We start from the raw sequence: 269 nt of genomic DNA, 5'->3' as shown, positions 1-269 counted from the left end.
TTCTCCATCTCCGGTCGTGGTACCGTTGTTACCGGTCGTGTAGAGCGCGGTATCATCAAAGTTGGTGAAGAAGTTGAAATCGTTGGTATCAAAGAAACCGCGAAAACTACCTGTACTGGCGTTGAAATGTTCCGCAAACTGCTGGACGAAGGCCGTGCTGGTGAGAACGTTGGTGTTCTGCTGCGTGGTATCAAACGTGAAGAAATCGAACGTGGTCAGGTACTGGCTAAGCCGGGCAGCATCAAGCCGCACACCAAGTTCGAATCTGA

At 50.9% G+C, this 269-nt stretch carries 1 protein-coding gene; it reads left to right on the top strand.

Annotation, left to right across the window (positions count from 1 at the left end; translation table 11 throughout):
• Positions 1-269, top strand: a 269-nt coding sequence (locus tag PGR09_RS24575) for an EF-Tu/IF-2/RF-3 family GTPase (RefSeq protein ID WP_430916588.1), incomplete at both ends; no start/stop codon positions are given.

The sequence above is a fragment of the Klebsiella sp. 141251 genome (assembly GCF_050600725.1).
In the GTDB taxonomy this organism is placed as follows: Bacteria; Pseudomonadota; Gammaproteobacteria; order Enterobacterales; family Enterobacteriaceae; genus Klebsiella; species Klebsiella aerogenes.
This window is presented reverse-complemented; position numbering and strand designations above follow the sequence as displayed.